This window comes from Castellaniella defragrans (genome assembly GCF_014203015.1).
GTDB classification, from domain to species: Bacteria; Pseudomonadota; Gammaproteobacteria; order Burkholderiales; family Burkholderiaceae_B; genus Castellaniella; species Castellaniella defragrans.
The window spans coordinates 1-23,635 of record NZ_JACHIB010000012.1; the positions used below are offsets into that span (position 1 = coordinate 1).

General features: G+C 71.4%; 18 protein-coding genes and 1 pseudogene. 5 read left to right on the top strand and 14 right to left on the bottom strand.

The window, feature by feature from the left end:
- Window positions 1-369: 369 nt before the first annotated feature.
- A pseudogene (locus HNR28_RS10720) lies at window positions 370-603 on the top strand (DUF1016 domain-containing protein); the annotation flags it as partial.
- Window positions 604-847: 244 nt separating this feature from the next.
- Here the strand turns inward: HNR28_RS10720 and thpR are convergent.
- The 11 genes from thpR to HNR28_RS10780 all read right to left on the bottom strand — a co-directional run bounded on the left by thpR (window position 848) and on the right by HNR28_RS10780 (window position 14,271).
- The gene (gene thpR / locus HNR28_RS10730; protein WP_151025678.1) at window positions 848-1,465 is read right to left on the bottom strand and encodes an RNA 2',3'-cyclic phosphodiesterase; all 618 of its coding nucleotides are present in this window, start codon (window positions 1,463-1,465) and stop codon (window positions 848-850) included.
- Window positions 1,462-3,447 (bottom strand): cation:proton antiporter, encoded by a 1,986-nt coding sequence (locus HNR28_RS10735; RefSeq protein WP_184142879.1) that lies wholly within the window; start codon window positions 3,445-3,447, stop codon window positions 1,462-1,464. Before HNR28_RS10735 ends, thpR begins: the two co-directional genes overlap by 4 nt.
- A complete protein-coding gene (locus HNR28_RS10740; protein ID WP_211369340.1) occupies window positions 3,434-4,894 on the bottom strand; it encodes a chloride channel protein in 1,461 nt (486 codons plus the stop codon). The genes HNR28_RS10735 and HNR28_RS10740 overlap by 14 nt, the downstream gene beginning before the upstream one ends.
- A gap of 90 nt (window positions 4,895-4,984) precedes the next feature.
- Window positions 4,985-6,484, bottom strand: a complete 1,500-nt coding sequence (locus HNR28_RS10745; protein WP_151025319.1) for an N-acyl-D-amino-acid deacylase family protein — start codon at window positions 6,482-6,484, stop codon at window positions 4,985-4,987.
- A 6-nt stretch (window positions 6,485-6,490) separates the two neighbouring features.
- Complete coding sequence (locus tag HNR28_RS10750; protein ID WP_043679460.1) at window positions 6,491-7,378, bottom strand: MurR/RpiR family transcriptional regulator; 888 nt, start codon at window positions 7,376-7,378, stop codon at window positions 6,491-6,493.
- Between the two features lie 11 nt (window positions 7,379-7,389).
- Window positions 7,390-8,679: an amino acid deaminase gene (locus HNR28_RS10755; protein WP_244978271.1), complete on the bottom strand. Its 1,290-nt coding sequence runs from the start codon at window positions 8,677-8,679 to the stop codon at window positions 7,390-7,392.
- Between the two features lie 17 nt (window positions 8,680-8,696).
- On the bottom strand, window positions 8,697-9,686 hold the full coding sequence (locus HNR28_RS10760) for an ABC transporter ATP-binding protein (protein ID WP_052355516.1): 990 nt from the start codon (window positions 9,684-9,686) through the stop codon (window positions 8,697-8,699).
- 53 nt (window positions 9,687-9,739) lie between these two features.
- The gene (locus HNR28_RS10765) at window positions 9,740-10,816 is read right to left on the bottom strand and encodes an ABC transporter ATP-binding protein (RefSeq protein ID WP_043679454.1); all 1,077 of its coding nucleotides are present in this window, start codon (window positions 10,814-10,816) and stop codon (window positions 9,740-9,742) included.
- Entirely contained in the window at window positions 10,813-11,625 is an 813-nt protein-coding gene (locus HNR28_RS10770) for an ABC transporter permease (RefSeq protein WP_043685459.1), read from the bottom strand. The genes HNR28_RS10765 and HNR28_RS10770 overlap by 4 nt, the downstream gene beginning before the upstream one ends.
- A gap of 95 nt (window positions 11,626-11,720) precedes the next feature.
- On the bottom strand, window positions 11,721-12,677 hold the full coding sequence (locus HNR28_RS10775; protein ID WP_043679451.1) for an ABC transporter permease: 957 nt from the start codon (window positions 12,675-12,677) through the stop codon (window positions 11,721-11,723).
- Window positions 12,678-12,687: 10 nt separating this feature from the next.
- Window positions 12,688-14,271 (bottom strand): ABC transporter substrate-binding protein, encoded by a 1,584-nt coding sequence (locus tag HNR28_RS10780; protein ID WP_043679448.1) that lies wholly within the window; start codon window positions 14,269-14,271, stop codon window positions 12,688-12,690.
- Window positions 14,272-14,383: 112 nt separating this feature from the next.
- Between HNR28_RS10780 and HNR28_RS10785 the strand changes: the two genes are divergently transcribed.
- From HNR28_RS10785 to HNR28_RS10800, 4 genes are all read left to right on the top strand, one after another.
- Window positions 14,384-14,782, top strand: coding sequence for a RidA family protein (locus tag HNR28_RS10785; RefSeq protein ID WP_043679445.1), 399 nt, complete (start codon window positions 14,384-14,386; stop codon window positions 14,780-14,782).
- A gap of 172 nt (window positions 14,783-14,954) precedes the next feature.
- A complete protein-coding gene (locus tag HNR28_RS10790) occupies window positions 14,955-15,914 on the top strand; it encodes a TAXI family TRAP transporter solute-binding subunit (protein WP_043679442.1) in 960 nt (319 codons plus the stop codon).
- A 119-nt stretch (window positions 15,915-16,033) separates the two neighbouring features.
- Entirely contained in the window at window positions 16,034-18,052 is a 2,019-nt protein-coding gene (locus HNR28_RS10795; protein WP_043679439.1) for a TRAP transporter permease, read from the top strand.
- The gene (locus HNR28_RS10800; protein ID WP_151024994.1) at window positions 18,052-18,585 is read left to right on the top strand and encodes a DUF1850 domain-containing protein; all 534 of its coding nucleotides are present in this window, start codon (window positions 18,052-18,054) and stop codon (window positions 18,583-18,585) included. Before HNR28_RS10795 ends, HNR28_RS10800 begins: the two co-directional genes overlap by 1 nt.
- Here HNR28_RS10800 and HNR28_RS10805 read toward each other — a convergent pair.
- From HNR28_RS10805 to cobN, 3 genes are all read right to left on the bottom strand, one after another.
- Window positions 18,549-18,878 carry a DUF2149 domain-containing protein gene (locus tag HNR28_RS10805; protein WP_151024996.1) on the bottom strand — a complete coding sequence of 110 codons (330 nt, stop codon included), beginning with the start codon at window positions 18,876-18,878 and terminating at the stop codon, window positions 18,549-18,551. The two genes, HNR28_RS10800 and HNR28_RS10805, sit on opposite strands and share 37 nt — an antisense overlap.
- On the bottom strand, window positions 18,875-19,471 hold the full coding sequence (locus tag HNR28_RS10810; protein ID WP_151024995.1) for a MotA/TolQ/ExbB proton channel family protein: 597 nt from the start codon (window positions 19,469-19,471) through the stop codon (window positions 18,875-18,877). Before HNR28_RS10810 ends, HNR28_RS10805 begins: the two co-directional genes overlap by 4 nt.
- A gap of 117 nt (window positions 19,472-19,588) precedes the next feature.
- Window positions 19,589-23,602, bottom strand: a complete 4,014-nt coding sequence (gene cobN, locus HNR28_RS10815) for a cobaltochelatase subunit CobN (RefSeq protein WP_249043904.1) — start codon at window positions 23,600-23,602, stop codon at window positions 19,589-19,591.
- Between the last annotated feature and the right edge of the window lie 33 nt (window positions 23,603-23,635).

Consider the following 23,635-nt stretch of genomic DNA (forward strand, 5'->3'; position numbering starts at 1 on the left):
ACTCGGCTTCTTGCATGGATGATCCCTCCTGATGTGATCATGAAGGGGTCAGTTCTCCATGTCGCCAGGGGGTCAGTTTGTCATGTCGCCTGACAGCTCGCAATCTTTGGGAAAAAACGGAACAACTCCTCAGCGCCATCTCATGATCATCGAGTGGACTTGATAGCGTCGGGCGGCGTTTTAACGGAAGGCAAAACTGGTGGACCTTGGGCATCTCGGATGCTTTCTGGCTGTTGCCGAAGAGCTTCGCTGCGCAAGATGCTCAACCTGGCCGAAGTGTGGGGACTGCGCCCCGACGGGACGAATCCGTGCCGTCACGTCCCGAAGCTGCCGGCGTGCCGCACGTCGGCACGCAGCGTCAACGCGCTGATGACGGCCAGCTATTGGGAGATTGGTCGCTCCGAGACACTGTCCCGGAAATCTGGAGACGGACTGCTCATCGAGAATTCCCAGACAGTGTCTCGGAAATTCGATCTCTCCGAACTGGCCCAGGCCTTCACCCTGCCGTGGTCGGCCTATGTCCGGCTGCTGTCGGTCAAGGATGTCCAGACCCGCCAGCTCTACGAGACCGAGGCGCTGCGCGGCGGCTGGAGCGTGCGCCAGGCCATCGAACACAAGATGCAGCGTGGTGCATCGTTCACTTCGCCGGCGGCGGTCAAGGACTGTCCGCAGCAAAGCGGCATGGCCGAACGTGTCGCCCGGACGTTGAAAGAACAAGGTGCCCACCGGCACCGATTTGAATCGCTGCCGCATGCCAGCCGCGCGATGGGCGACTGGACCGGCTTTTACAAGCACCGCCCCCCCGCACCAGGCGCTGAAGATGAAAACCCCGGCTGAGGCATTTGCACTAGCCGCCTGAACCGTGCGGGTTCCGCCGGGTCAATACACGTTCGGCCAGGATCTCGTAGAAGGACCCCGCCGGACTCGGCGCCGAGGCCGCCAGCACGCAGCGGCGCGGCGTCCAGTCCAGGGGCGCGGGCGCGGGCAGCGTGTCCAGCTCGCCCGGCTCCGCGCGGCGCAGCAGCGACACGTGCGGGCGGAACGGTTCGTCCGGCCGCGCGAAGCCCCGGCGCGCCAGCGCCCGCCACAGCCAGCCGTGCAGCGCGTCCAGCCAGGGCGGCGTCGCCGACGGGCCGGCCCAGACGATCTTCGGGCCGTGGAAGCGGCCGTAGCGGTCCAGGCGCAGCGTGCCGCCGATCGGGCGGGCTTCCTCCAGCAGGGCCGTCAGGTCCGCAATCCGGTCGAGAGGCACCGTGCCCAGGAAGGCCAGGGTCAGGTGCAGGGTCTCGGGCCGCATGATGCGCCCGCCGAACGCCGCATGGGCCTGGCGCGCCCAGCCCGACAAGGTTTCGACGGCCTCGGCGTCGGGCCACAGGGCGAAGAACACGCGCCGGCCCGGGGCGCCCTCGCCGCCCGCCGCGCGCGCCGCGTCCGGGCACGGCGATCCGGCCGGGCGGGCCGTCATGATCCGTCCGCCCCGGGCATGCCCGGCGCCCGCGCGCCGACCGGGCCTTCCGCGCCGCCCCCGTCCTTCGCATCATTCGCACCATTCGCACCATTCGCACCATCCGTGCCATTCGCACCATTCGCGCCATTCGCGCTAGCGACGCCAGCCACGCCGCCACCGCCGCCGTTCGCACCATTGACCCCATTCGGCTCGTCCTCGTGCAGCCCGATGATCGTCCAGCCCGCGCCGGGCTGCAGCGTCTCGTCCAGGGTGAACGGCAGCGCGTAACCCTTGGGGTTCAGGGCGAACAGCGGGATCACGGGATGGTCCGGCCGGGCGGCAAGATACTGCGCGAAATCGAAGCTGTCGGACAGGCGCGTGGCCTTGACCCGGGCGCCGGCCGCCAGCAGGGCGGACAGCTTCCAGTAGCCGAGTTCGGGGGCGAACAGCGTGCGGCCGCGATAGGCCGCGTCCAGCAGGTGCTTCTCGGCCTGGCCGGCGTCCTGCGAGCGCGGCAGGCTGAAGACCTTGCGCTTGCCGAACTCGTCGCGGGCGCGCGCCGTGATGAGCTGGTTGACGTCGTCGCGCACCCCCAGGGCCAGCAGGCGCCCCAGGCCGGTGGTGTCCAGGTTGCGCTGGGCATGCTCCGACACCGGGCTGCCGTGGTAGGTGGGCAGGCCCATCATGCGGGCGAGCGACAGGCTGTACCAGTCGCTGTCGCACAGCCGCACCGGCACGCCCTGCTCGTGCAGCGCCTGGCCGATGGCCCGGGCCACGGGATTGGCGCCCGCGATCAGGAAGCCCACCCGGTCCGGCTCGGCCGCCTTCAGCAGGCGCGCCATGGGCCGCGCCGTCAGGCTCTGCCAGATCACCGTGCCGATGATCAGCAGGAAGGTCATCGGCAGCAGCCGGTCGGCGTGGGGCACGTCCATCTTCTCCAGGCGCAGGGCGAACAGCGCGGACACCGCCGCCGCCACGATGCCGCGCGGCGCGATCCAGGCCAGCAGGCCGCGCTCGCGCCAGTTCAGCCCCGAGCCCCAGGTGGAGAACAGCACCTTCAGCGGCCGCCCCACCCACAGCATCACCGCCAGCACGGCCAGGGCGGGCCAGCCCAGGCCGAAGATCTGGCCGGGCGCCACGCGCGCCGCCAGCAGGATGAACAGGGCCGAGAGCAGGATCTGGCTGAGGGTTTCCTTGAATTCCAGGATGTCGCGCACCGGCACGCCCGGCCGGTTCGCCAGCCAGATGCCCATGATGGTCACGGCCAGCAGGCCGGATTCGTGCTGCGCCGCGTTGGACAGGGCGAAGGCGGCGAACACCAGCGCCAGCACCGACAGATTGAGCAGGGAATCGGGCACCCAGCCGCGCCGCAGCAGCGTGCCCAGCAGCCAGCCCGCCGCCGCGCCGACGCACAGCCCCGTCGCCAGCGTGGCGCCGAAGGCCCACAGGGCATGGCTCCATTCGTGGGTCATGCGCAGGGCCACCATCAGGTCGTAGGCCACCACGGCCAGCAGCGCGCCGATGGGGTCGATCAGGATGCCTTCCCAGCGCAGGGCATGGGCCACCGGCGCCACGGGGCGCACGGTCTTGAGCAGCGGCGCAATGACGGTCGGCCCCGTGACGGCCGTGATCGCGCCGAACAGCACCGCCAGGTCCCAGGGAAAGTCGAGGAAGACGTGCACCGCCACGGCCGCCACCGCCCAGGCAATCAGGGTGCCGCCCGTCACCAGCCGCCGCACCACCCGTTCCAGTCCGCGCGTCTGGTGGAATTCCAGCGTCAGGCTGCCCTCGAACAGGATCACGGCCACCGACAGCGACACGAGCGGGAACAGCAGCTCGCCGAACAGGGCGTCGGGATCGAGCCAGCCGGCCAGCGGCCCCACGGCGATGCCCGCCAGCAGCAGGAACAGGATCGCCGGCACCCGCAGGCGCCAGGCCAGCCACTGGGCGCCCATGGCCACGAGGCCGATCCCGGCCAGCATCAGTTCAGGATTGCGCATCGTTCCGGCCTCCTCCGCCGGCGCTTCGCCCGCCGCCCGCGCGCCGGTCCGCGCGCCGGTCCGCGCCCGGCCAGAGCCGCCATCCCCGCATCCGCATCTGGCGCCAGCTCTTGAGCAGGCCGTAGGACAGGTGGGTCTTTTCCTGGCCGACCGGGATGTCGGGCCGCACCCGCATCCAGGACGACTTGGCGTACCCCAGGCGCTGGTCCGGATAGACGCTGCGGTGGCCGATGATCAGGTAGGCGGCGATGGCCGAGCCGGCCGCATACAGCGTGCCGACCGCGCCGCCGAACAGCTCCACCCCCATCAGGATGGCGGCCAGCGGCGTGTTCGACGCGGCGGCCACCACCGATACCAGCCCCACGGCGGCGCCCAGGGAGGGGCTGATGCCGAACAGGTGCGCGAAGGCATTGCCCGCCACGGCGCCGATGACGAACTGGGGCGTGACGATGCCGCCATAGAAGCCCGAGCCCAGCGTCACCGCCACCAGGATCGTCTTCCACAGGAAGCCCGCATAAGGCATGGCCTCGCCCGCCAGGGCCCGGTCCATGAGCGGCAGGCTCAGGCCCAGGTAGTCCGTCGGGATGGCGAGAGAAACCAGCAGCGCCAGCGCCAGGCCGCCGCCCAGCGGCATCAGCGGCGGCCACACGTTCCATCGGGCCTGCAGCCGGTGACAGGCGTTGCGCACGGCGTAGATCAGGTCCACGAACACGCGCGCCACCAGTCCGCACAGCATGCCGACCAGGAGGGTGCGCAGGAACAGCGGCTCGGAAAACACCGGCAGCACGTCGATGGCATAGTGCTCGTAGGGAATGCCCAGGGCCTTGCTGACCTGGTACGAGGTCACCCCCGCGATCAGCGCGGGAAACAGGAAATCGTGGCGGATGCGGCCGATGATCAGCATCTCCACGCCGTACAGGGCGCCGGCGATGGGCGTGCCGAACACGCTGGCGAAGCCGGCGCTCACGCCGCAGGCCACGATGCGCTGGCGCAGCTCGGCGTTGAGCCGGAACATCCGGCCGATCGCCGCGCCCAGCGAGGCGCCCAGGTGGGAGCAGGGGCCTTCCTTGCCGGCCGAGCCGCCGCTGGCCAGGGTGATGACGGCCGCCACCGGCTTGACCCACAGCGTGCGCCAGGGCATGCGGCCGCCCTGCTCGTGCACGGCGGCGAAGATGGAATCCTTCAGGCCCGACGCTTCCACGCGGCGGCGCGCGTACTCCATCAGCAGGCCGTTGGCCAGCCCCGCCAGGGGCAGCAGGCCCCAGTAGGCCCACAGCGGCATGGACTGGGTGCGGCCGGTCGAGAAGAACAGCGCGTGCAGGAACAGGCTGGTGCCGCAGCCGACCACCAGCCCGGTCAGGGAGGCCAGGACCAGCCATTGCAGCACCGTCGCCAGCATCACGGCGGGTTCCAGCAGATCGATACGGGGTGCGGAGGGCAGTTTCATGGGGCGGACGGCGCGTGGAGGCCGCGGGCGCCCCGCCGGGCCGGCGCACGCACACGCACCGGACGGACGGACGGAGCGGCAGGCCCCTCTTCAGGACGCGGCCGGCGGAACGGCGGGCGAGGAAGCGTCCGCCGCGCGCGGCACGAAGCGCCCGGCGCGTCGGATGCAGGCCTGGTCCCGGGCAGTATAGCTGAGGCGGCCGTTGACCCAGACCTGCTCGATGCCCTCGCTGAAGCGGGCCGGTTCGGCGTAGGTGGCCCGGTCGCGCACACGCGCCGGGTCCAGCACGACGATGTCGGCGTAGCCGCCGGGCCGCAGGCGGCCCCGGCCCTCCAGGTGGAAGCGGCCGGCGGACAGGCCCGTCATCTTGTGCAGCGCCTGCTCCAGCGGCAGCAGGCCCTTTTCGCGCCAGTACTGGTCCAGCACGCGGGGGAACGCCCCCCACAGGCGCGGGTGCGGCCGCTCGTCGTGCGGCAGGCCGTCCGAACCGATCATGGCCAGGGGGTGGCTGACGATGCGGTCCACGTCGTCCTGCCGCATCTGGAAATAGCAGGCGCCGCCCGGCTGCAGGCGGCGGCAGGCCTCGACCTGGGACACGCCCCATTCGGCGGCGATGTCGGCCAGGTGGCGGCCCGCCATGCCGGGGTGCGGCACGCTGCCGGTGATGAGGATGTCGATCACCCCGTCCACCAGGTCCTCGCGCAGCACGGTCGAGCCGGCCGTGTAGGGGTAGACGTCCAGCCCGATGGGCTGGCGCCGGGCCAGGGCCTCGATGCGGCCCAGGGTCTGGCCGGTGCGCCCCCAGTTCATCGGCCCGGCGCACTTGTGGTGCGACAGCACCAGGAAGGCGCCGCCCTCGCGCGCCGTGAGGGCGGCCTCGTCGATGGCCTCCAGGATGCCCTTCAGCTCGTCGCGGATGTGCGTGGCGTAGACCCCGCCGTAGGGCGCGACCACGCGCACCAGCGCGGCCAGCTCGCGCACGTCGGCGGCGTAGGCGGGGGCGTAGAACACGCCCGAGGACAGGCCCACGGCGCCGTCGCGCATCGCCTGGTCCAGGAGCGCGGCCATGCGCTCCAGTTCGCCGTCGTCGGCGGGCCGGTCCAGCGCGGCCATGGTCCGCATGCGCAGGGCCGTGTGGCCGACCAGCAGCGCCACGTTGACCGCCGGGCGGACGGCGTCCACCGCCGCCCGGTAGGAGGCCACGTCCGGGAAGCGGAACTGGCGCCGGCCCAGCAGCGACAGCGGCGCGGCGGGCTCGTCCGTGACCAGCGGCACCAGGGAAATGCCGCAGTTCCCGCCGATCACGGTGGTGATGCCCTGGGACAGCTTGGGCAGCATGTCGGGCTGCTCCAGCACGATGGCGTCGTCGTGCGTATGGACGTCGATGAAACCCGGCGCCACGACCCGCCCGGCGCAGTCCACCCGCCGGGCCGCGGCGCACGCGGCCGGGGAGGCCGGCAGCGGATCGCCGGCCGCGCGGACGGCGACGATCCGGTCGTCCCGCAGCCAGACGTCGGCCGCGCGCAGCGGGGCGGCGGAGCCGTCGTGGACCCGGCCATTGCACAGTACGGTGAGGGGCGCTTCTTCCATGAAATCTCAGTAAAGGCCGGTGTAGACGGAGCTGTCGACGCCGTGCTGCTCCAGCACGCGCTTGAACTGCCGGAGTTTTTCGAGGGTCTCGGGGCCCAGCGCCTGCGCCACGCGCACCATCAGGATCTCGATCACCAGCAGGTGGGCCAGGTAGGCCTCGGTGCCCACCCGCATGGTCGTGTCCTGCGGCACGGACACCGCCAGGCACAGGTCGGCGCACTGGGCCAGCGGCGTGCGCGGCTGCGTCAGCGCCACCACGGTGGCCCCGCGGCTGCGCGCCAGGCGGGCGGCCTCCAGCGCGAACGGCATGCTGCCCACGTGCGAAATGACGAAGGCCACCCCCGCGGCATCCAGGGAGCTGGCCGAGATCAGCTGCTGGTGCGGGTCGCTGAAGGCGTGCGCGCGAATGCCCAGGCGGAACAGGCGGGCCTGCAGTTCCTGGGCCATGAAGCCCGAGGTCGCGCCCACGGAATACGCATCCACCCGGGAGGCCTCGACCAGGCGGCGCGCCACCCGGTCCAGCACCTCGGTGTCCAGGCGGCGCTGCAGCGACGCCAGCGAGGAGATGGCGCCCTGGATGATCTTGCGCGCCACGTCGGGGCCTTCGTCGCTGAGCGAGACGTTGCGGTGCAGGTGGTGCGGCGACAGCGCCAGGTCCTGGGCGAGCGCCAGCATGAATTCGCGCACGCTGTCGAAGCCGAAGCGCCGGCAGGTACGCACCACCGAGGGCATGGAGACTTCCGCCTGGGCGGCGATGGATTCCACCGTCTGGTTGACCCGCGAGCCCGGATCGGCCAGCAGCACCGTCACCACCCGCTGCTGGGCCTTGGGCAGGGCCGGCAGCTCGGCGCGCAGCCGCTGCTGCAGGCTTTCTTCTCCAGACCAGTCGTTCATGTCCGGCCTCCTCAGAAATGGATCGTCACGGCGCCCACGACGCCGCCGCGGTCGTCCGCCAGCGGCATCCAGGTCCATTTGTCGAAGGTCGTGCAGGGATGGGAAATGCCCAGGATCACGCGGTCGCCCACGGCGGGCGCCTGGCCGGGATCGAAGCGCAGGTAGGCGTGATGGTCGTTCAGGGCCGTCAGCTTCCAGGACGGCGGCGCCGGCCGGCGCTCCAGCGCGCCGCGCGGCGCGTGGCCGACCGGCTGGGGCAGCGACAGGTCGTGGGAAATGTCGCGCTTGCCGCAGCCGAGCAGCGCCAGCCCCGGCTCCGGCACGGACTGCACCATCGTCCAGACCGACAGGGCGGGGCGCAGGCTGCCGCCCGTCTCCAGGCCCAGGCGCGCCTCGACGTTGCGCAGCATGCCCGCGTAGAAATCGTGGTCGTGGGCGATGTAGCAGCCGGAGCGCAGCACGCCGCGCACCGGCCGCGACAGCTCGGCGCGCAGCGCGGGCGCCACCACGTCGAAGACCGCCGAGCCGCCCGCGCTCAGCAGGATCTCCGCGTCCTCGAACAGCCCTTCGCGGTCGCAGTCCCGCGCGATGGCGCCCACCCGCTCCAGGAAGGCCGCCACGTCGGCCTCGTCGCGGCGCAGGTCGCCGCGGGCCAGGCCGCCCTCGTAGCATTCGATGCCGCCCAGCCGCAGGGCGCCGCTGGCGCGGATGCGGCGCGCCAGCGCCAGGGCCTGCCCGGCCGTGCGGCAGCCGGTGCGCTGGCCCGGGACGCCGATCTCCAGCAGGCAGTCCAGGGGGGCGGCGCGGCCGCGGCGCCGCGCCCAGTCCTCGATCACGCCCGCCTGGGCCTCGGAATCGACCAGGAACCAGATGCGCAGGCCGTCGTGGGCGGCCAGCAGGGCCGCCAGGCCGTCCAGGTCGGCGGCGGCCACGACCTGGTTGGCGATGACGATGCGGCGCGCGCCCGCGCGGACGCCCACGCCCGCCTGGCACACCGTGGCGAAGGTCAGCCCCCAGGCGCCCGCGCGCAGCTGGCGGCGGAAGATTTCCGGCGACATGGTGGTCTTGCCGTGCGGCGCCAGGACCACGCCGCGCGCCTCGGCGAAGGCCTGCATCCAGCGCAGATTGTGCTCCAGCGCGCCGGCATCGAGCACCGCCACCGGATAGGACAGGTCGTCGCGGTACAGGTTCCAGCCGCGCTCGCCGATCCGCCCGGGCGCGCAGGGCGCGGCGGCGGGCGGGTAGCCCTTGCGGCGGGCGTCCAGGCGGGCGTTCAATTCGTTCATGTCGTGGTCGTCCATCGTGTTTCCTGTCGGGGTCATTCGTCGCGCCAGCAGGCGCTCCAGCGGCCGTCGCCCAGCGGCCGCGGGGTCATGTCGTGGCTCGCGCAGCGCGCTTCGGCCAGCGGACAGCGGGTGCGGAACACGCAGCCCGAGGGGGGGTTGGCGGGGCTGGGCAGATCGCCTTCCAGCAGCGGGATCTCGCGCCGCAGGGCCGGGTCCGGCGTGGGCGAAGCCGCCAGCAGCGCACGGGTGTAGGGGTGGCGGGGCCGGTCGTACAGCGCCCGCGTGGGGGCGATCTCGACCACCCGGCCCAGGTACAGCACCACCACCCGGTCGCACAAGTATTCCACCACATCCAGATCGTGGGAAATGAACAGCAGGGTCAGGCCCAGCCGGTCGCGCAGGTCCGACAGCAGGTTGATGACCTGCGCCTGGATCGACACGTCCAGCGCCGAGAGCGGCTCGTCGGCGACGATGAACTCCGGCTCGACCGCCAGGGCGCGGGCGATGCCGATGCGCTGGCGCTGGCCGCCGGAGAACTCGTGCGGATAGCGTTCGGCGTGGTCCTCGTCCAGGCCGACCTGGCGCAGCAGCGCGTGGATGCGCGGCAGCCGCGCGGCCCCCTGGTGCAGGCCGTGGGTGTCCAGGGCCTCGCCGATGATCTGGCGGATGCGCAGGCGCGGGTTCAGGCTGGCATAGGGGTCCTGGAAGATCATCTGGATGCGGGCGCGCAGCGGCCGGTACCGGCGCAGGCTGATGGCGGCCAGGTCCACCGGCGCGTCGCCGCCGCGATACAGCACGCGGCCTGCGCTGGGCTCGGTCAGGCGCGTCAGCATGCGGCCGATGGTGGTCTTGCCCGAACCGGATTCGCCCACCAGGCCGACGGTCTCGCCGCGCGCGATGGTGAAACCCACGTCCACCACGGCGCGCACCGGCGCGGACGGCGGGCCGAACTGCTTGCACAGTCCGGCGATCTCGACCAGCGGACCGGGGGCGGCGGAAGAAGCGGCGGATGCGACCGGCATGGCGGACGCAGCGGAGGCGTCAGGGGCTGCGGATGCGACCGAGGCGGCGCGGCTCATGGCTCGATCTCCCCGATGCGCTCGATCTCCCCGATGCGGATGCAGCGCGCCTCCTGGCGCTCGTCGATCCGGACCATCGGCGGCACGGCCAGGTCGCAGGCCGGCACGGCCAGCGGGCAGCGCGGCCGGAAGGCGCAGCCCGGCGGCATGTCGAAGGGGCTGGAGACCTGGCCCTCGATGGCGGCCAGGCGCGGGCGGCCGTCGGCGCGGACAGCGCCGCGCCGACGCGCCATGGCGGGCAGGCAGTTCAGCAGGGCGCGGGTGTAGGGATGCGCGGGCCGGTCGAACAGGCGGCGCACGTCGCCGCGCTCGACGATGCGGCCGGCGTACATGACGGCGATCTCGTCGGCGTACTGCGCCACCACGCCCAGGTTGTGCGTCACGAACAGCACGCTCATGCCGGTTTCCTTCTGCAGGCGCCCGATCAGCGCCAGGATCTGCGCCTGGATCGTCACGTCCAGCGCGGTGGTGGGCTCGTCGGCGATCAGCAGCGTCGGCGAACAGGCCATGGCGATGGCGATCATCACGCGCTGGCGCATGCCGCCGGAGAGCTGGTGCGGATATTCGTGCAGGCGCCGCGCCGCCGCCGGGATCTCGACCAGCTCCAGCATGCGCTGCGCCTGGGCCAGGGCGGCGGCGCGGCCCAGCCCCTGGTGCAGGCGCACGGATTCGGCGATCTGCTCGCCCACGGCGAGCAGCGGATTCAGGCTGGTCATGGGCTCCTGGAACACCATGGCGATCTCGTTGCCGCGCAGCGTGCGGAACACCGGCTCGGCCAGGCCGATCAGCTCGACCGTCTCGCCGTTGCGGCGCAGGAAGCGCGCGCTGCCGCCGATGCGCGGCTGCGCGCTGCGCGCGTGCAGGTTCATCAGGCTGAGGTTGCTGACGGACTTGCCCGAGCCCGATTCGCCCACCAGGGCCAGGGTGCGGCCCACCGGCACGGTGAAGGACACGTCGGCCACGCTCTGGACGCGCCCCCGCTCGGTCATGAAGGAGGTGGACAGGTTCTCCACCCGCAGCCGCGGGGTCCCGGCGGAGGCGGGGGCGGCGGCCGGCGCATGTGCGCTGCTCATGTGTTCTTCCTCAGCTTGGGGTCCAGGGAATCGCGGATGCCGTCGCCCACGATCTGCAGCGACAGCGAGGTGAGGACGATGGCCAGGCCGGGATAGACGATGGTCCAGAACGCCTTGTCCATGTAGCTCAGGCTGCCGGCGATCATGGTGCCCCAGGTGGGGATCGCCGGCGGCACCCCCACGCCCAGGAACGACAGGCCGGCCTCGGCGAGGATGGCGTAGGCGAAGATGAAGGTGAGCTGCACCAGCACCGGCGACACCAGCCCGGGCAGCACGTGCATCCACAGGATGCGCCAGGTGGGCGTGCCCAGGGCGCGGGCGGCGTCCACGTACAGCAGGTCGCGCAGCACCAGGGTGGATGCGCGCGCCACCCGGGCCACGCGCGGAGTGTAGACGATGACCAGGGCCAGCACCACGTTCCACAGCGAGGGCCCCAGGATGGCGACCAGGGCGATGCCCAGCAGGATGTCCGGGAAGGCCATCATGGCGTCGACCACGCGCATGACCGGCCCGTCGAGCCAGCGGAAATAGCCGGCCAGCATGCCCAGCAGGGTGCCGAGCACGACCGCGCCGATGGCCGTGGCAAAGCCGATCATCAGCGAATAGCGCCCGCCGTAGGCCACGCGCAGCATGACGTCGCGCCCCAGGTGATCGGTGCCGCCCCAGAATTCCCAGGACGGCGCGCGCAGGCGCCGGGCGATGGCGATGGCGTTCGGGTCCACCACCGAGACCCAGGAGACGGCCAGCGCCAGCGCCACGACGGCGAGCAGCGCCAGCGCCGCCAGGGCCACCACGCGGCGGGCGAACAGGCGGCGCGCGAAGACCCGCCAGGGATGGGCGGCGCGCGCCGTCGATCCGGCCCACGCCGCGCGGGCGCCGGCGCCGCCGGCCGCGGGCCGGGCGCTCACCGCGCCTCCCGGATGCGCGGGTCGATCACGGTGTAGAGGAAATCGATCATGAAATTGATGAGCACGTAGATGAAGGCGACCACCAGCAGCGTGCCCTGGATGACCGGATAGTCGCGCCGCAGCACGGCGCGCACCACCAGCCCGCCCACCCCGGGCAGGTTGAACACGGTCTCGGTGACCACGGTGCCGCCGATCATCAGGGCCATGGTCAGGCCGATGACCGTGACGATGGGGATCAGGGCGTTCCTGAGCACGTGGCGCACGATCACGGCCGGCTCGGACAGGCCCTTGGCCCGCGCCGTGCGCACGTAGTCCTCGCCCAGCGTGTCGAGCATCGACGCGCGGGTGAAGCGGATGATGAGGGCGGAATTCAGGATGCCCAGCACCGCCGAGGGCAGGATCATGTGGCGCAGCTTTTCCAGCAGGCCCGCGTCGGGCGGCCCGTAGCCCGAGGCGGGCAGCCAGCCCAGCTGCACGGCGAAGATGCGGATCAGGATCAGCCCCATCCAGAAGCTGGGCACGCTGGCCGCGCACATGGCCACGGCGCTGAGCGCCTGGTCGGTGCGCGAGCCGCGCCAGACCGCCGCCAGCACCCCGCAGGGCACGCCGATCAGGGTGGCGATCAGCACCGACAGCGTCGCCAGCATCAGGGTGGGCTCGGCGCGGCTCCAGAGCACCTCGGCCACCGGCTGCTGCATGAAGATCGACATGCCCAGGTTGCCCTGCACGACCTGCCCCATCCAGAGGAAGAACTGCGTCGCCAGGGGGCGGTCCAGGCCGTACTGCGCGCGGACCTGGGCGATGTCGGCGGCGGTGGCCTGGTCGCCCAGCAGCACGGCGATCGGATCGCCGGAGGCCAGGTGCACCAGCGAGAACACCATCACCGCCACGATCAGCAGCACCACGCAGCCTCCCAGCAGCCGGGAGGCGAGGACCTTCAGAGCCGCGCGCATCGTGTCCCCGTCAGGCCAGCTTCACGTTCCAGAAGGCGGGCCAGGCGCTGGGCGTGTAGCCCTGCAGCCGGGCGGAGCGCGCCGACAGGCTGTTGAACTTGCCCAGCTCGATGAAGGGCACCTGCTCGTAGATCAGCGCCTGCACCGCGCCCCACAGCGGCCCGCGCCTGGCCAGATCGACTTCCTGGTTGAAGGCGTCGAGCGCGGCCTTCTTTTCCGGGCTTTCCCACCAGCCCGGCGCGTTCGCGCCCAGTTGCGGCGGCGACAGCATGGGCTCCGGGAACAGGCCGGAGTGCGTGATGTAGATGTCCCAGAGCGCGGGATCGTTGCGGCGCTGCAGCAGCGTGGCCCAGTCCACCACCTGCAGGTCGGTCTCCAGCCCGGCGCGCTTGAACTGCTCCGCCAGCACCAGCGCCAGGTTGTAGTGGAATTCGTACTGGCGGCTGGCCAGGATGCGGATCGGCTTGCCCGCGTAGCCGGCCTTCTTCGCCAGATCGGCGGCGAGCTTGGGGTCGTTGACGTTGTAATGCTGCGCGCCGGCCAGCGAATAGTACGGCGTGCCCTGCGGGAAGAAATTGGCGCCGATGCTGAAGAACTTGGGGTCGCCGAAGGCGGCGGCCATCAGTTCCTCGGCGCCGATGGCGGCCTGGGCGGCCTGGCGCAGCGCGGCCGTGGCCAGCGTGCCCTTGGTGTTGAACACCAGATAGGGAAAGCCGAAGTTCTTGCCGATCAGGGGCACGACCTGGTCGCCGCCCTTTTCCAGCCGGCCGGCGGCGTCCACGGGCAGCAGGTCGGCGTAGGCGAACTGGCCCGAGAGCACGCCCTCGACCCGCGTGTTGGCGTCCGGCACGGGGATGAAGCGCAGTTCGCGGATGTGGGCGATGCGGCGGCCGCCGTAGCCGTCGGGCGCCTCGGTGCGCGCGGCGTACCGGTCGAATTTTTCCAGCAGGGTGTACTGGTCCGGGCGGCGTTCCTTCAGGCGGTACGGGCCGGTGCCGACGAATTCCGTCATCTGCGCGGCGATGGTGCGCTCGGGCATGATGGCGGCCATGCTGGTGGGCAGCGCGAGCTGGGCCGGCAGCGGCGCGTAGGGCGCCTTCATCCGCAGCGTCAGGACGGTGTCGGACGCGGCCTCGACGGCCTCGACCTCGGCCGCCACGGACTTGCCGCGCGGCGACACCGCCATCCAGCGCTTCAGCGAGGCCACCACGTCGCTCATCTTCATCGGCTGGCCGTCGTGGAACGCCACCCCCTGGCGGACCGGGATATCGACCCGGCGGCCGCCGTCCTGCATCGTAGGCATGCCCGCCGCCAGCATCGGCACGATGCGCCAGTGCGAATCGAAGGTGTACAGGGGTTCGTAGACGTGCTGCATGAGGGTGCCCACCAGGTCGGCGGTGGTGAGCATGGGATCGAGCGTCTGCGGCTCGCCGATCATGGCCAGGGCGACCGACTGGCCGGCCGCGGCGAAGGCCCGGCCGCCCATCAGGCCCAGGGCCGGCAGGCCGAGGGCGCCAGCCAGCAGCACCTGGCGCCGCCGGGGGTCGGAAGGCTGGCCGGAACAGGTCCGGGCCGGAAAAGTACGTGATTGCATGTGTCTCCCCGTTAGTAATAAAATTACATTTACATGCTATTTTCAGCCTGAATCCCTGTCAACGAATCTATGTTCAGGGTTTTCCCTGTAAATTTATTACATAGGAGACACCATGCCTTCCGTGCAACTGCTCGGCGGTCAGCCCCAGGCTTCCGACCGCCAGGTCCGCCCCTTCTCCCCCGCCGTGCGCGCCGGGGATTTCGTCTTCGTCTCGGGCCAGGTGCCGGTCGACGAGCGCGGCGAACTGGTGGCGGGCGGCATCGAGGCCCAGACCCGCCAGGTCTTCGAGAATCTGCGCCGCGCCCTGACCCTGGCCGGCTGCACGCTGGACGACGTGTGCAAGGTCGGCGTCTGGCTGGACGACGCGCGCGACTTCGGCGCCTTCAACCGCGTCTACATGGAATGCTTCGGCGCGCACCGGCCGGCCCGCTCCACCGTCGAGTCGCGCCTGATGATCGACGCCCGGGTCGAGATGGACGTGACGGCATACCGGCCGCTGGCGGCTGCCTGAGCCCGGCCCGGCCCGCCGTCCTCCTCCCGGCGGGCCGGGCGATCCGGGGAAAATCCGCGTTCCGCGGCACCGGAAACCCCCCTCGTTTTTAGGGTGATTACGGAGTGGAGCGCGCGGCGACCCTTGCTACCATGCAGGTTCGCACCCCATCGCAACTGAAGAGGAATCCACCATGCCCATCAACAAATGGCTGGCCGCGTGCGCCGTGGCGGTCACCGCCGCCATCGCCGCCGCTCCCGCTCAGGCAGGCACCCAGTTCATCAACATCCTGACCGGCGGCCAGAGCGGCGTCTACTATCCCCTGGGCGTGGCCCTGTCCCAGATCTACAACAAGCACATCCCCGACGCCAAATCCACCGCCCAGGTCTCCAAGGCCTCGGCCGAAAACATGAACCTGCTGCAGGCCGGCCGCGGCGAACTCGCGTTCGCGCTGGCCGACACCGTGTCCGACGCCTACACCGGCAACGCCGAGGCCGGCTTCAAGGCGCCGCTGAAGAACCTGCGCGGCATGACGGCCACCTACAACAACTACATCCAGATCGTCGCCAACGGCGATTCCGGCATCAAGACCCTGGCCGACCTCAAAGGCAAGCGCATCTCCGTGGGCGCCGCCCGCTCCGGCACGGAACTCAACGCCCGCGCCGTCCTCAAGGCCGCCGGCCTGAGCTACGGCGACTTCTCCAAGGTCGAATACCTGCCCTTCGGCGAATCGGTCGAGCTGATGAAGAACCGCCAGCTGGACGTGACCCTGCAGTCGGCCGGCCTGGGCGTGTCCTCCATCCGCGACCTGGCGACCTCGGTGAAGATCGTGGTCGTGCCCATCCCGGCCGACGTCATCGCCAAGATCGGCAACGCGGCCTACCAGCCGGCCACCATCCCGGCCGGCACCTATGAGGGCCAGACCGAAGACACGCCCACGGCGGCGGTGCCGAACTTCCTGGTGACCGCCTCGACGGTGCCCGACGACCTGGTCTACCAGATGACGAAGGTGTTCTACGAGCAGCTCGACACCCTGAAATCCGCCCACAACGCCGCCAAGACCATCCAGCGCGACAACGCCCTGAAAGGCATGCCGGTGCCGCTGCACCCGGGCGCAGAGCGCTACTACAAGGAAGTCGGCCTGATCAAATGATCTGCGCACGGGCGCCGCGCCGCCGCCGGGCCCGCCCGCGGGCGCGATGCGCCCTTCCCTTCCCCGGGGCGGTTCCGACCTGCGTCTGAACCGCCTTTTCAGTCTCCGGATCCCCGCTCATGAGCTCTCCCCACGACATCGCCGCGCAGCCCCTGCCGCGCGCCATCTTCTGGATCGCCGTCGTCTTTTCCTGCTTCCAGATCTGGACCGCCGCCTACAGCCCCCTGTCCAGCCAGGTGGTCCGGGCGGTCCACGTCGGCTTCGTGCTGCTGATGATCTTTTCCCTGTATTCCGGCGGCGGCCGCGCCCGCGGGGCGCTGGGCTGGGGCCTGGGCATCCTGGGCTTCGCCCTCAGCCTGTACCACTGGGTCTTCGAGTCCGACCTGACGGCGCGCGCCGGCCAGATGACCGACGCCGACATGGTGGTGGGCATCCTCACCATCCTGCTGGTCTTCGAGGCCACCCGCCGCATGATGGGCTGGGCCCTGCCCATCATCTGCGGCCTGTTCCTGGCCTACGGCCTGTTCGGCCAGTACATGCCCGGCCCCTTCGTGCACCGGGGCTACGGCTTCGACCAGATCGTCAGCACCCTGGGCTTCGGCGTCGAAGGCATCTACGGCACGCCCACCTACGTGTCCTCCACCTACATCTATCTGTTCATCCTGTTCGGCGCGTTCCTGGAACAGGCGGGCATGATCCAGCTGTTCAGCGACTTCTCCATGGGCATGGTCGGCCACACGCGCGGCGGGCCGGCCAAGGTCTCCGTGGTCAGTTCCGGCCTGATGGGCACCATCAATGGCTCGGGCGTGGCCAACGTCGTCACCACCGGCCAGTTCACCATCCCGCTGATGAAGCGCTTCGGCTATTCCCCCGCCTTCGCCGGCGGGGTCGAAGCCACCTCCAGCATGGGCGGGCAGATCATGCCGCCGGTGATGGGGGCGGTGGCTTTCATCATGGCCGAGACGCTCAACATCCCCTACGTGGAAGTGGTCAAGGCCGCCCTCATCCCGGCCATCCTGTACTTCACCACCGCCTTCATCTCCGTCCACCTGGAGGCCGGCCGGCGCGGCCTGCACGGCCTGGCCAAGGAAGACTGCCCCGACCCCTGGAAGGCCGTGCGCGCGCGCTGGTATCTGCTGCTGCCCCTGATCGGCCTGGTGGCGCTGCTGTTCTCCGGCTACACGCCGCTGTTCTCCGGCACCATCGGCCTGGGCCTGACGGTGATCCTGATCTTCGGCGCCGCCGTCATCCAGGGGGCCTCGCAACCCGTCCTGCGCTACGTCTTCTGGCTGCTGCTGGGCATCGCCTGCGCGGGCTTCATCCAGTTCGGCGTCACGGACTTCTTCGTCATCATCGCCATTCTGGGCCTGGCGCTGCTGGCGCGCAGGCACGGGCGCGACACGCTGCGGCTGGCGCTCGATTCCCTGGCCGAGGGCGCGCGCAACGCCCTGTCGGTCGCGGCGGCCTGCGCGCTGGTGGGCGTCATCATCGGCATCATCAACCTCACCGGCGTGGCCGCCGAATTCGGCGGCCAGGTGATCGCCATCGGCGAGGACAGCCTGTTCCTGGCGCTGTTCCTCACCATGATCACCTGCCTGGTGCTGGGCATGGGCATCCCGACGATCCCGAACTACATCATCACCAGTTCGCTGGCCGCGCCCATCCTGCTGAAGCTGGGCGTGCCGCTGATCATCTCGCACATGTTCGTGTTCTATTTCGGCATCATGGCCGACCTGACCCCGCCGGTGGCGCTGGCGGCCTTCGCCGCCGCGCCCATCGCGCGGGAAAACGGCCTGAAGATCAGCATCCAGGCGCTGCGCGTGGCCGTGGCGGGCTTCGTGGTCCCCTACATGGCGGTCTATTCGCCGGCCCTGATGCTGCAGGGCGGCGGCACGCTGGACGTGGCCTACATCGTCTTCAAGGCGCTGGTCGCCATCACGCTGTGGGCGGCCGGCATCACCGGCTTCCTGCTCACGCCGATCAGCTGGTTCGAGCGGCTCTACGCCATCGCGGCGGCCATCCTGCTGGTGGCGGCCATCCCGCTCACCGACGACATCGGCTTCGCGGCCACGGCGCTGTTCCTGGCCTGGCACGTGGCGCGCACCCGCCGCGCCCGCGCGGCGCAGACGGCAGCCTGATGCTGGGCGCCCTGGGGGTCTGCCTGAGCCTGGCGGCGGCGCCCGGGGTGCCGCCGCGCTTCGTGCCGGTGCGCGCCTTCACGCTGGCCTGGACCCACTCGATCGAGAAGATCCGCTGGGAAGAGGACTACACGGTCCGGTCCGGTCCGGACGGCCGCCCGGTCCTGGTCCCCGGCCAGGCGCGCATCCTGGGCTCCGGCGCGGGCATGGAGCCGCCGCCCGACGCCACGCTGCGCCCCGACGGCTGGTACGTCTACCAGCCCCGTACCGGCCCGCTGGACGAACTGCGCCTGTCGCGCTCGCCCTACACCGCCGACTACGACTGGTGCGCCGGTGGGCGCTGCGAGCCCATGCGAGGCATCATGCCGACCGACGGCGACGTCACGCTGCTGCGGCCCTGCCGGGCGCCCCGGGAAGCCGCCGGACCCGCAGCCGCACGCGGCGCGGGGACGGGTCCGGCAGCTTCCCTGGCCACGCACCGGCGCCGCAGCCGGCCTCAGTCGCCGGCCGGGGCGCCGGCTTCGGGCACGTAGACGACGCTGCCGTCCTTCATGCGGTAGGCCACGCCGGCCTTGGTGCCCTCGCCCTGGCCCGCCTGGCCGGTGGACTTGAAGCGCTCGATGCGCTCGCCCTGCTTGACGATCATCTCCATGGTCGGCTTGCCGGCATCCGTGACCACCGTCACGTCCTGCCGCGTCATGGCCTGCATGACCGGATTGCTGGCCATGCCGATCAGCAGCGCCGCGATCACCACCAGGAAGATGTCGATCAGGTTGACGACCGAGAGGATGGGGTCGTCGGCCTCGGTTTCCGCCAGGAACTTCATGCGACCGCCCTGCCCGCCGCCGGGGTCTCGTCCCATTCCCGCTCCTCCTGGGCCGTCGGTCCGGCCAGGCCCGGCGCGGAGGCGGAGGCGGACAGCGGCGCGCGCGACTGCAGCCAGGCCAGTTCCTCGGCCAGCCAGCGGCGGCGCACCGACACGATCCAGAACGTGATCGAGGCCGTGATCAGGGCCACGATCACGGCGGAGAACGCCACCGACAGGCTGCCCGACATGGCCGAGAGATCGCCGTCGCCCAGGCCGCGCAGAGCGGGCCCCATCGGGATCATGGTCGCCACCAGGCCCATCATGGGGGCCACGCGGGACACGATGCGCGGCACCTCCAGCAGCCGGTGCGCGGCCACGTCCCACTCGTCGCCCTGGGCGGCGGGGTGCGCGGCGGCCCAGCGCAGCAGGTCGAAGCAGCGCAGGTCGTGCGTCTCGCGGCCCGGCGCGCGGCCGCGCCGCTGCCACCAGCAGACCAGGAAGCCGCCCAGCGCCTGGAGGGCGTAGAGGAACAGCAGGGCGATGATCACCAGGGTCGGGATCAGAAAGATCTGGCCGATCTGGTACATCAGGGTTTCAAGCAAGTGGCTCATGGGTGGGTTTCCTCGAAATGGATGGGGGGACGCCGCCTCCGGTGCCTCGGCCGGGAGCGGCGGCCGGCTTCGGCCGGATCCAGCCGGAGCCGGGCGATCCGGGACGCGGGAACACGGTTAGGACGGATGGGCCGGCATGCGGCCCGGGCCCGCGGGCCGGCGCGCCTGGCGCAGCGCCCCGGCGCCCAGGACGGCCAGCAGCAGGGCGGCGAGCGCCAGGCGCGCCAGATCCAGGGCGCGGTCGGCGACGGACTGGTCCGCGGCGTCGGGCGTGCGTTCCAGCTTCATGCCCTCGACGCGCTCGGTCGGCGCCTGCGGGGCCTCCTGCGCGGCGGGCGGGGCCGCCGGCTGCGGGGGCGCCTCGGGCGGCGCGGCGAAGGCGGTGTCGGCCGCCTGGCCGTCGGCCACGTATTCCAGGAACCGGGCGTTGTCGCTGCGCACGTCGAAACGCGCGGCCAGATCGCGGTAGCGTTCCTTCAGCAATTCGAGCGTCCCCGGCTCGGCCTGCCAGTAGCCCTGGCGCGCCGCCTCGATCATCCGCTCGATGGTCTGGGCCAGGGCGTGCGGGTTCTCCTTCTCGAACCAGGCCTTCAGGCCCAGGTCGTATTTGTCGCGCACGTAGACGTCGGCCATCTGCTCCCACTGGTCGTCGCGCACCACCTCGCGCGCCACCGCCGTCCAGCCCCACAGGTTGTTGGTCGCGTCCAGCACCTGCAGCGTGCCGGAATAGCCTTCGGCCATCAGCCCCTTGATGTAGCCGGGATGGAACTGGCGCGTGGCCAGCTCCTTGGCGAGGAATTGCGCCGCGCCTTCCACCCGCCCCGCGCCGCCGCCGCGCAGGTTGGAGATGTAGAGCTGCGGCGGCGCGCCGTCCAGGCGCCGCACCGCCAGGCCGATCCCGCCCAGATACTGGAAGGGATCGTCCGTGGTCAGCATCCCGTAGGTGTTCGAGGACCGCGACAGCACCGCGCCCTCGGTGCCGCGCAGCTGCTCGGCGTAAAGGTTGACGGCGGCGTTGCCCGCCGCGCCCGCCTGGCCCCAGGTGGCGGCGTCCGGGCCGTAGGCGTACTGCATCTTCGACAGGTACAGGTCGGCGAGCTTGCGGTCGCCTTCTTCCTTGCCCTCCCAGGTGTCGGTCGCCAGCGCGGCCTCGTCCAGGCCGGTCGCGTACTGCCCGGAAGCCGAGGAAAACAGCCGCGTCTCGGCCGCCGCGCGGGCCGCCGCCTCGGGCACCCCGCCGGCCTGCAGCTGCGCCTGGATGCGCCCGGTGTTGGCCGCCACGGCGTTGTCGGGTTCGCCGCCGGCCTGGGCGGCCAGCTGCACGGCGCGCGCGAGCTGCTTCATGGCGTTGGGGAAATGATCCCGGTACAGGCCGGTGGCCGACAGCACCACGTCCACGCGCGGGCGGCCCAGGGTCTCGCGCGGCACCAGCCGCACGTCGGTGACACGCCCGCCCTTGTCCCAGACCGGCTCCACGCCCATCAGCCACAGGGCCTGGGCTTCCAGCAGGCCCTGGTGGCGCATGGTCTCCACCGACCACAGCGAGAAGGTGATCTTCTTCGGCGCCGCGCCGGTCTGCTGCCGGTGGGCCGCGATCAGGTTCTCGGCGGCCTCCTTGCCGGCCTCCCAGGCCTGCGGCGTGGGCACACGCGAGGGATCGAAGCCGTACAGATTGCGGCCCGTGGGATAGGCCTCCGGATTCTTGATCGGATCGCCGCCGTAGGAAGTGGACACGTAGCGCCCGGCCAGCGCGGCCAGCAGCCCCGGCAGCTCGCCCTGGGCGCCGATGGCCTCGTACCAGGCGCGCCCCTGCTCCAGCTGGGCGCGCAGCTCGGGCGAGGCGTCCTCCGGCATCCGCCCTTCCACCAGCGCGGCGCGCAGCAGCGCGTAGGGCGCCGATTGCGCCAGTTTTTCGTAATCGACGGCCAGCGCCTCGTCCAGGTCCTTGGGCGCCGCGCCGGCCCGGGCCGCGGCGGCGTCCCAGAACGGCTGGCCCAGCATCATCAGGACCGTGGACAGGCGGTGGGCCTCCTGGGGCGCGCGGCCCAGCGCGTGCAGGCCCAGCGGCTGCGCGGTCCGCGCCAGTTCGTGCAGGTGCGCGTGCAGGGCGTCGAGGAAGGCCGGGAATTCCCGCTCCACCCGGTCCCCGGTCCAGCCCATGTCGCGCTCGATGTGCGCCTGGCGCACCTTCCCGATCAGGTCGGCGCGGATCCGCTCGCGCACGGCGCCCTCGTCCTGGTTCAGCCACTGGTGCAGCAGGTCGTGCATGGCCGTCAGCTCGTCGTGCATGCCGGCCGGCCGGAACGGTGGCGTCTGGTGGCTGACGATGACCGCGCGGCCGCGCCGGCGGGCGTGCAGGGCCTCGCCGATGTTGTCGGCGATGTAGGGATACACCACCGGCACGTCGCCCAGCGTCAGCATCGGATAGTCCTCCGTCGCCGACAGGCCGCGTTCCTTGCCGGGCAGCCATTCCTGCGAGCCGTGCGTGCCGAAATGCACGAAGGCGTCGCTCGCCTGGCGGGTCCGCGCCCACAGGTAGGCGGCCAGGTAGAAATGCGAAGGCAGGGACGTCGTGGAGTGGTAGAGCTCCCGTTCCCGGTCGCTGGAGCGCTCGCCGCGCGGCGGCTGCGGCAGGACCGCGACCTTGCCCAGCATCAGGCGGGGCACCACGAAGTAGGCCGTGCCGCCCTCGCGCAGCACCATGCCGGAAGACTCCGGCGGCCCCCATTGCGCATCCAGCGCCGCGCGCACCGCCGGCGGCAGCGTCTCCAGCCAGGCGCGATAGTCGGCCAGGGGCAGCCGCTCGGCCAGGCCGTCGGCCAGCAGGCCTTCCAGCCGGCCTTCGCGGTAGTAGGGCTCCAGCAGGGGCTGCAGTTGGGGCAGCAGCGCCTCCTGGGCGGGCGCCGAGGTGTCGTAGCCCGCGTCCTTCAGTGCCGCCAGCGTGGCCGACAGGCTTTCGGGCACGTTCAGAAACGAGGCCGACAGGTTCTTTTCCCCCGCGGGGTAGTTCCAGAAGAACACCGTCAGGCGCTTGTCGGCGTTCGGCATGCGCCGCAGCGCCGCCAGCCGCAGGGCCTTGCCCACCACGGTGTCGAGCTGCGCCTCGATGGGCACGAGCTGCTGCTCGGCCTCGTCCATGGCCGAGGCCACCTGGATGTCGGTGATCCCCGCGTATTCCGCCTGGGACAGGTAGAACGGCACGTCGATGAGCGCCACGCCCTGCGGATCGGCGCGCCACTTGGCCTCGCCGCCCTGGCGGTAGGGCATCGCCTGGATCACGGGGATTCCCAGCGTCTCGAAGGCGCGGCGCGGCGCGTTGGGCTCCAGCATGATGCGCGTGCTGATCGCCGTGTCCGCCAGCGCCCGCCCCTGGTCGCTCAGCAGCCGCTCGATCACCCCGTCGTCGGTCACCGGATGGTAGTAGGCCATGGGGATCGCGCCGCGCGACTCGACCCGCCGGATCAGCGCGTCGATCAGCCGGGTCTGCAGCGACGAGACGGCCTGCTCGTGGAAGGCGATGGCCACGACCGGCGGCCGGCGCGCCGGATCGTGGATCTGCGCGTCGCTCAGCCCCTTCCAGCGCAGGTAGGCGAGCGGATCGGTGAAGAAGGGATCCGGCGCGTCAGGGTGGTACAGCGCGGCGGTGGGGAAGACGACCGGGTCGGCGATGCCGTCGGTCGGCCGGCCCGCCAGCCAGGCGGCCACCGTGGCGAAGAAATGATCGAAATTCGCCCGCCCGCCGTTGGAGTAGTACACGGCCAGCCGCCGGGCCAGCGGCGCCGGCATGTTGAGCGAGTCGGGCCGCTGGTCCCACAGCCAGGCGATGGGCAGCCGCGCGCCCGGCAGCGCGCCCGCCAGCCGGCCGCGCATGGCGTCCTGCAGGTAGGTGTCGATGAAGACCGCGTCGTAGTCCTTGAACAGGCCCTCGTCCGCGCCCTCGGGGATGTCCTTCATGAAGCGCGACTCGACGGTCACGCCGTGCGGCCGCGCGATTTCCGCCAGCGTGCGGAATTTCCCCGGCGCGACGTTGCCCGTCGCCAGGAACAGGACGGACGCGGCCTGGGCGGAGCCCGCTGCCCACAGCAGGCTCAGGCACAGCCAACCCCACACGCTCCACAGCCTGCATCTCACGGGATTTTCCTCCTCCGGATCGGATCAGCGGAG